The sequence below is a fragment of the Clostridia bacterium genome (genome assembly GCA_024685775.1).
In the GTDB taxonomy this organism is placed as follows: Bacteria; Bacillota; Clostridia; order Christensenellales; family CAG-1252; genus CAG-1252.
Genome location: JAIKVL010000030.1, coordinates 1 through 7,600, shown reverse-complemented (window position 1 = coordinate 7,600; position 7,600 = coordinate 1). Strand labels below are relative to the sequence as shown.

The following is a 7,600-nucleotide window of genomic DNA, read 5'->3' as shown; positions in this document are numbered from 1 at the left end:
CGAACAAACCGATCACGCCGTCCATCGCGTCCGCGGCAGCCGCGCTTTCGGTCGCGCAGTGCGAGCAAACGCATCCGTAGGCGCAATCCGTTCCGTCGCAGTAAGCCCCTTCGAGGCAGGCTTTACACTTGCAGCCGCAGGGCAACTCCGTGACTTGAATGCGGAATTTCGGGATATTCAACCCCGCGACCTTTCCATCTTCCGCAAGGGTCGCGAGACCTTCACCGTCGACGTACAGATACAGCCCGTCGAAGAAGAGTTTGACGAGAAGCTCGTCGTCTTTCAAAATTTCGATACGGGCGTTGAATTTCATTCCGTCCGAAAGGTCGAAGTTCGAGCTGACTCTCGCGACGAACCTTCCCGAGAAATCCTCCGCGACGTCAAAGGTCAAAGCGGTGTTTTTGAGAACGGCGCCGATGCTGTTCGGGATCATACCGCCGAGTTCTTCCATAAAGTCCGTAAAGTCGTAACTCATATCGGAGAACGCGTAATCGAGATCCGCCTCGAATTGGACGTAGATGGAATCGAGCGACGTTACGTCGCGATAGACCGACCCCGCCCCGTCAAAGACGGATTTCGGAATGATCTGTTTTTTCGCAAAGTCGGCAAAAATATTGTGCACGCGCAGTTCGACGTAGGGATTTTGATATCCGAGCGCGCCTTCCGAAGTGTCGAACGCGATCTTCGCGCCGATCTCCAAAGAATCCACGATGCGGAAATAGGCTTTGCTTGAAGCACCGAGATCGAGGACGGTATCGGTGTTTCTGCCCTCCATAAGGAGAGAAAGCAACGTCCCGACGAAGCGATCCGCAAGCATAACGGAGATTTCGTCGCCGATATAAATCCCGCCCATCATTCCGCCGAGGAGATCGATGATCTGCTTGCTCGTCATTTCGGACGAAGCCGCGGCGGGAATCGAAGGAAGCTCGTCGGTCTGCGCGCCGGAAGCGGTGCGGAAAAGATCTTCGAGTTTGATCTTATACATGAATTTCGGAAGCGTCGTCCCGTCCGCGCTGATCGAAAGACCCGTCGCGTCGACGAAGATCGCGTGCTCACCGCTCGCGTATTCGCCGTAGTACATCGCGATCACGAGGTTTTCGTCCGAAAGCGTTTCGCTCGTCGCGTTTTCTTTCTTGTAGATCTTAACGGCGAGTTCGAGATTCGAGAAACGCAGTTCAACGTTCGCGCCGCCCATAAAGTTCGACATTTTTACGGGGTCGAACCCGATATTCGCGTCCACCTTGACGTCGAGTCCGCCCGTGATCGGCTCTTTTACGCCGAGCACGCAGACGAGTTCGGCGATCAAATTTCCGAGCGCGTCGCCGATATTCGTTTCGGTCAGGCTTCCCGTATCTCCCGAGAGAGAAAGGGTCGCGGAGACCGAGATATTCGAGAACTCTTCAAGAGAAGCGTAGCCGGTGGTGACGAACTCTTCTTTCGGAATATTGAATTCGGGCGAGAACCCGAAGCCGAGAGGATCGATCGCGACGTGGATGAAGGTATCCTCGGTCAGTTTAACGTCCGCGGCGATAAAGAACCCGAAGCTGTCCAAAAGTCCGAGTTCGAGGCGCACGGAACGGATCGCGATATCCACGCTGGAAAGTTCCTTATTGACTCCGTTCACGATGCTCGCGAACAAATCGAGGCGATCGCCCGCGGATTTGACGGAAGACGCGAAATCCGCGATGATCTTCTCTTTCGCTTGAATCATCAGTTCTTTTTCGTCTTTGAGTTTTTGAAGTTTGTTTTTCTCGGCTTCGATCCGATTGCCGAGCGCGATCTTTTCTTCGATGCCGAGCGTGGTCGCGCCGTCCGCAAGCTGTCTTTCGAGCTGCGCGATCTCTTCGGTCTTTTCTTCGATCTCTCTTTGCTTATTCGTGATTTGGGTTTCCGTTTCGGCGACGCTCGTGTCGTTATCCCTTGCCTCGATCGCGGATTTCAGATCGCTTTGCGCGTCCCTCGCGAGATCTTCGACGACGGCGAGGATGACTTCACGATCCATCGTCACGGCGATGGATTTCTTTCCGGCGGGGCGGCGCTCCATCGTGTTCAGGATCTTGACGATGACGCTGAACACGTCGAGTTTGGCGAAGCTCTGGTCTTCTCCCGCGGCGGCGACGTAAGCATACGTTCCCGTCTGCATGATATTCGCGAGAGCGTCTTCGTAGCTGTCCCCTTCCTGCCCGAACGTATCGAGGATCAAAGAGCGGATCTCCTCGCCTTCCGCCGTCGATTCGGAAGCCGTTCCGAGGATCGAACTGAGCGTCTTGGTGATAAAGCCGTCCAAAACCTCGGCGACGTTCAGCCCTTCGTAGACGAACTTCGGCAAATTGACGTAGGAGAAATCGACGTACAAAGAATTCTTTGCGCCGACGTAGTACGCCGTTCCGAGAAGGACGTTGCCCTTCGTCGTAACTTCGTACAAATAAAGCTCTATGTAATTCTTTTCGTTGCGGTTCCAGTTGATTTCGGCGTTAACGTCCAAGAAAAGACCGATCGTTCCTTCGCCGAGCGTCAGCGTGCGCTCGCCGAGCGCGCCGAGCGTCGGAAGCGCGAAGAACTCGGTCAGGACGCCGCCGATCAAATTATCGATCGTGACCTGCTTTTCGCTTCCGTTTTCGAGATCGATCTTGAATCCGACTTCGAAGTTGGTCAAGCCGAACTTCCTGTAATCGGTGAATTCGGGGAAGACGATCGCGTCCACCTGTTGCGGATCGGAACCGTAGTACTCGTTGTCGATATAGAAATCGACGAGGAAGGTCTCGGTGCCGTAACCGAGATCGACGTCCATTCCGACGAATTTATTATTCGAGACGTTGATCGTAAAGTCGCAGGTAATGTTTTCGAAAGTAAAGTTCGTGATCGCCGTCAGGTTGATGCCGAAGACCGCGGTCAAAATGCTATCGACTTGGAATTCCGCAAGAAGGGTCTTTACGACGGGGTTTCCGATGAGGGTCATGACCGAGTTGATCATCTTGTTGAAATCGGTCTTGACGACGAGTTGGACGTTCTCATCCTTTTCGGTCATCGTCGCGCTCTTGATCGCGGAAGAAGTGATGTTGTTGACGAGGGCGCCGACGGAAGTATTCAAACCGGGAATCTGCGTGTCCATAACGCCGTCGATCGCGCCGACGACTTTATCGCCGAGGCGATTCGCGACTTCGAGCGCGTCGCGCAGACTGAAATCGTCGAGATAAGCCATAACGCCGCCTTTGTCGTTCGGGATCTGGACGTAGAACACGCCGGCGCAGTAATAGAAGCCGAGCACGACGGAGCGCGTCGCGGAAGAATGAAATTCGATGGACAATTCGGTCTTGGAGTCGTCCCTACGATTGTACTTGCAAAGAACGCTGGCGAACATTTCGAACTTTTTACCGCTCTCCACTACGGTAACGTTATCCGAAACGAACTTGAAAGCAACGTAATCGTTTTCATCATCCACGGCGAGGACGTCTTTCATATAAGCGAAGATCTCGGATACCGTCGTATCCGTCTTCACCCCTCCCGTGACGTCGAACTCATCGGAACCTCCCGGTTTCCCCGGATCGACGGGAATGACCGTGGTCGAACGCGGCGTACAAGCAAACGCCACGATAGCGATCACGAAACAGAGCAGTAAAACGATCAAGATTTTCGTGTGAAGATTTTTTGTCATATTGCCTCCAAGACCTTTGCAGTCCTCTACATACGCGAGCGCATACTCGCGCGTAGAATCATACAACGTAATTTTATATCATAAGCGCTCGCGCTGTCAATGTTTGTTAAGATATCTTAACATAAGGAGATCATAATAAAAAAGCGCCGTTCCGAAAGAAACGAGCGCCGAAAGAATCAAAGAAAAATCAAACGTTTTATTTCATATCGCAAGCGAAAAACTCATCGGACAAAAGCGCGATCGTTTTCCCCGAATATGCGGATATTTGCGAATTTATGTTTTTAACGAATTGCGCCTCTTCGAGCTGCTCTTCGAAGTCCGTTCCGACGATCTCGAAAAGCTCCGGGAAGGTTATAGTCGCCATCAAATAACGCTTGCGATATAAAAGGCCGTCGACGTATTTATCCTTGCCCTTTTCGTCGACCGTCGTAAAGGTCATGATACCGTTCGAAACCGTGTAATAACCGGCGTAAACGGTATAATTTCCGTTCTCGTCCGCCGTGTACGCCGTGTTTCCGCGCAGTTTAAGTTTTTCGCCATCCTTCGTCATGGTGAATTCCCCTTCGAACGAACCCGTGTTCGAATCCGTCGGCGAGTGCGAAAGCTCGACCGAACTCAGGCTGAAAAGATAGCCGTTATAATAGACGAGTTGCATCGAGGAAGAAAAGTCTTCGGACATCATATTGAACAATTCGATCAACCGTTCGTCCGCATTCGTTTCGATCAAGTACTCGCGGTACTTTTCTTTAACGACCTTATTGACGTCCGCGCCGCAGGTAAATAAATAGACGTTCGGGGTCTCGGTATGCGACACGTTGCCGTGAATGGAAAGAGTCCCGTCGCTGAAAACGTAGGTATACGTCTTGAAATCCTTTCCGAAGACGATGGAAGAACCGAGCTTAACGAACCGATCGGAGGTAACGTTATAGGTGTACAAATAATAGGCTTTTCCCACCTTCAAAGAAGTTCCGCACCCGGAAAACGCCGCGAACGCAACGATCAAAACCATTAAAACGATCAAAAACTTAACGTGCCTTTTCATACGCAGAAAATTATACCACACCCCGCTCTTTCTTTTCAAGTTTATTGATAAAATTTAAGAATGCGGAGTTTTCGGGCTCAAACGACGAAATATCGGACGATTTCGTCCAGAAAATCATAAAGCCCGTGTCCGACCGCCAATCCCGGGTATTTGCAATCCTTAATGAGATATTTCGAGAATCCGAAGATCGCGCCGATGCCGAAGGTAAACAAGACTTGGATGAAAGTCCCGTTGATCCAGTGCCACAGTCCGAACAAAAGCGACGCAGAAAGGACGCCTATGAATTTTTTCTTTTCGAACAAAGAGACCAACGCGCCTTGAATATACACGCGGAAAACGAATTCCTCGACGGGACCGATGATCAAAAAATAATTCAGAAAATTATAAACCAAACCGAACCAAGTAAACTTCTTATGCGATCCGACCAAAGAAAAACCGCAGAGCGCGGGAACAAACGCGAAAAAAAGAGAAAGGACGAGCGCGATCCCGATCCCGATGCCGTATTGCTTTGCGTTCTTTACGTCGAAATCTTCCTTCAAGTCGCTGAGTTTCATCGCAATGACGGCGACCGCCGCCATAGACGCGTAACAAAGCGCCAAAAGCAATATTTTCAACCACAGCGCGGAAACGCGCCCGCAAAAACCGCCGAGGAACGTCAGCCCCGCGATCAAAACGCAAGAAACAATCAGAACGATACTTTGCTTTTTCTTCATACGCCCCCCCTTGTCAAAGAAATTATACAGCCGATTCCTATATCAAGCAATTATAAGGAGTACATTCTTTCTGCAAGAGTTTTTGCTATTTCCGTTCTAATATCGTTATCTTTATGTTCATACCAAATTATGCGATCAATTTGACGATTATTTAACTTCGTTGAAACAAGTGCATTCGTCTTGGACACGATACATTTTTTATCGCTCCCTAGTGATGTACGATTTGTTTTTTATACCATACAGTTGTTACGGCAATTGGTTTTCCGCCGATGTAGTAATGATTGTTTGTCGCCCAAATACTGTTATTGTTTTTTAACATTCTCAAATAATGCTTGCATCGTTTGATTGTTCTTTGTCAGCTTCTTAACACTCAAATCTTGGGCTTTATCATTAGCAAGACGTAATTGTCGTTCCGATCCAAGAAGCCCTTCTTTAACTTTTTGAAGATGGTCAATTGTCTTATCTATTTCATCAATTGCTGTTTGGAATTTTTCGCTGGCCAATCTAAAATTGTTGCTGAATTTCGCCTGGAAATCAAGCAAGCTGTTTTCAAAATTAGTAACATCAATACTTTGATTTCGTACCAATGCAAGCTCCTGACGATACGACAGCGAATTCAACGCTGCATTTCTAAGGATCGTTATTAACGGAATGAAAAACTGCGGCCTGATCACATACATTTTCTCATATTTGTACGAAACATCAACGATCCCTGCATTGTAGAGTTCATTGTCCGCTTCAAGTAAAGTAACCAAGACAGCGTATTCACACTTCTTTTCCCGGCGATCTTTGTCGAGTTCCTTGAAAAAATCCTCGTTCTTGTGCTTCGAAGCTGTTTCATCCATTTCATTTTTCATTTCAAACATAATGGATATGAACTCAACCCCATCTGAGCTACTTTCCCGATAGATAAAATCACCCTTGCTTCCGGTTTTTGCGTCATTATCTTTTTCAAAATACGCATTCTGAAAAGCAGTTGCTCGTAGTTTGTTAAACTCGATCTCGCAGTGTTGCTCAAGGCTCTCCCCAACCATTTTGGTAGATTGACGGGCTTTAAAATCTTTATAGTAAGCGATTTCTTCGTCTTTGCGTTTTATCTCCGCTTTGTGTGCTTCAGTCAGCGTTTTTTCATTTAGCTCTCGTTTGTTCTGCTCTAATAAGAGGTCGTTTTGTAATTTGAGAATTTCTTTTTCTTTCTCTTGCACCGCACGTTCTATAACCGTATCTGCATTGGCTTTTTCAAGTTCGATTTTGCTGTTTAAGCGTTGAATCTCTTGCTCCTTTGAAGCTAATGCAAGCGCATTAGCGGATTTGATCTGCTCGATTTCTGCCGCTTTATTTGAATTATACGCTGTCAGCTCTGCTTCAAGTTCGGAAATTTTCTTATCCTTTTCAGCTTCTGCCTTTGTTACTGCCAAATCTACGGCAGAATCCTTTTCCGCAATAAGCTCCTTTTCGCGGCGGTCGATTTCTTTCTCAAACTCAGCATCATGGACCTGTTTTACAATTGCAGCATATCCTGTGTCATCAATTGAGAAAAACTCTCCACATTTAGGACATTTAATCTTTTGCATATTACACCTTATAACTCTTTATTTCATTGCAAACAAATTATAAATAAATAATCAACTAACTCGTTTGTTCCTTTGAATACTCCAAAATCGCTCTAGCAGAACAACTAAATAATTCACACAATTTATTTAGTGTCTCATAGTCAATGCGCTGAATTTTATCATAACATAAGCTTGAGATCGTTCCGCAAGATAATCAAGTTTTTTCATAAACATTTAAAATTTTACTATTTTTCACCCATTAGGATAGATAATTTGCAGTGAATCGCCATTAAGCTCAACTCCATACCATATTTGAATTATGTCACAGTTCGATGCATTTGTAAATAGATATGACCATATTTTTGTTCCATATCCCGAGAGTAGACTCGTGCGAACGTCAGACGGGACTTGTCCCGGGTTCTCCCCCCATCGGGGGGCGCCGCCATAAGCGGCGGGAATCCCGAGAAGCATAGAAAAAACCTCGAACAAGTCGAGGTTTTTAGTGGTGCGCCCTCAGGGATTCGCAAGGAGCAAAGCGACGGAACACTGAGCACTACCGCCAGTTCAAGAGCGACGCGCTTCCGCGCTCCTTTTCCCGTGAGTAGGCTCGTGCGAACGTCAGACGGGACTTGTCCCG

The 7,600-nt window shown here is 47.9% G+C and carries 4 protein-coding genes and 1 pseudogene; all 5 read right to left on the bottom strand.

All coding sequences use genetic code 11. The features are described 5' to 3' along the window. Positions 1 to 3,655, bottom strand: a 3,655-nt coding sequence (locus K5753_05465; protein MCR4726648.1) for a hypothetical protein, incomplete at its 3' end; no start/stop codon positions are given. 196 nt (positions 3,656 to 3,851) lie between these two features. Continuing rightward, positions 3,852 to 4,697, bottom strand: a complete 846-nt coding sequence (locus K5753_05460) for a hypothetical protein (protein ID MCR4726647.1) — start codon at positions 4,695 to 4,697, stop codon at positions 3,852 to 3,854. Between the two features lie 77 nt (positions 4,698 to 4,774). After that, positions 4,775 to 5,410 (bottom strand): CPBP family intramembrane metalloprotease, encoded by a 636-nt coding sequence (locus tag K5753_05455; protein ID MCR4726646.1) that lies wholly within the window; start codon positions 5,408 to 5,410, stop codon positions 4,775 to 4,777. 302 nt (positions 5,411 to 5,712) lie between these two features. After that, on the bottom strand, positions 5,713 to 6,984 hold the full coding sequence (locus K5753_05450; GenBank protein MCR4726645.1) for a DUF2130 domain-containing protein: 1,272 nt from the start codon (positions 6,982 to 6,984) through the stop codon (positions 5,713 to 5,715). Positions 6,985 to 7,039: 55 nt separating this feature from the next. Further along, a pseudogene (locus K5753_05445) lies at positions 7,040 to 7,253 on the bottom strand (helix-turn-helix transcriptional regulator). Positions 7,254 to 7,600 lie beyond the last annotated feature (347 nt).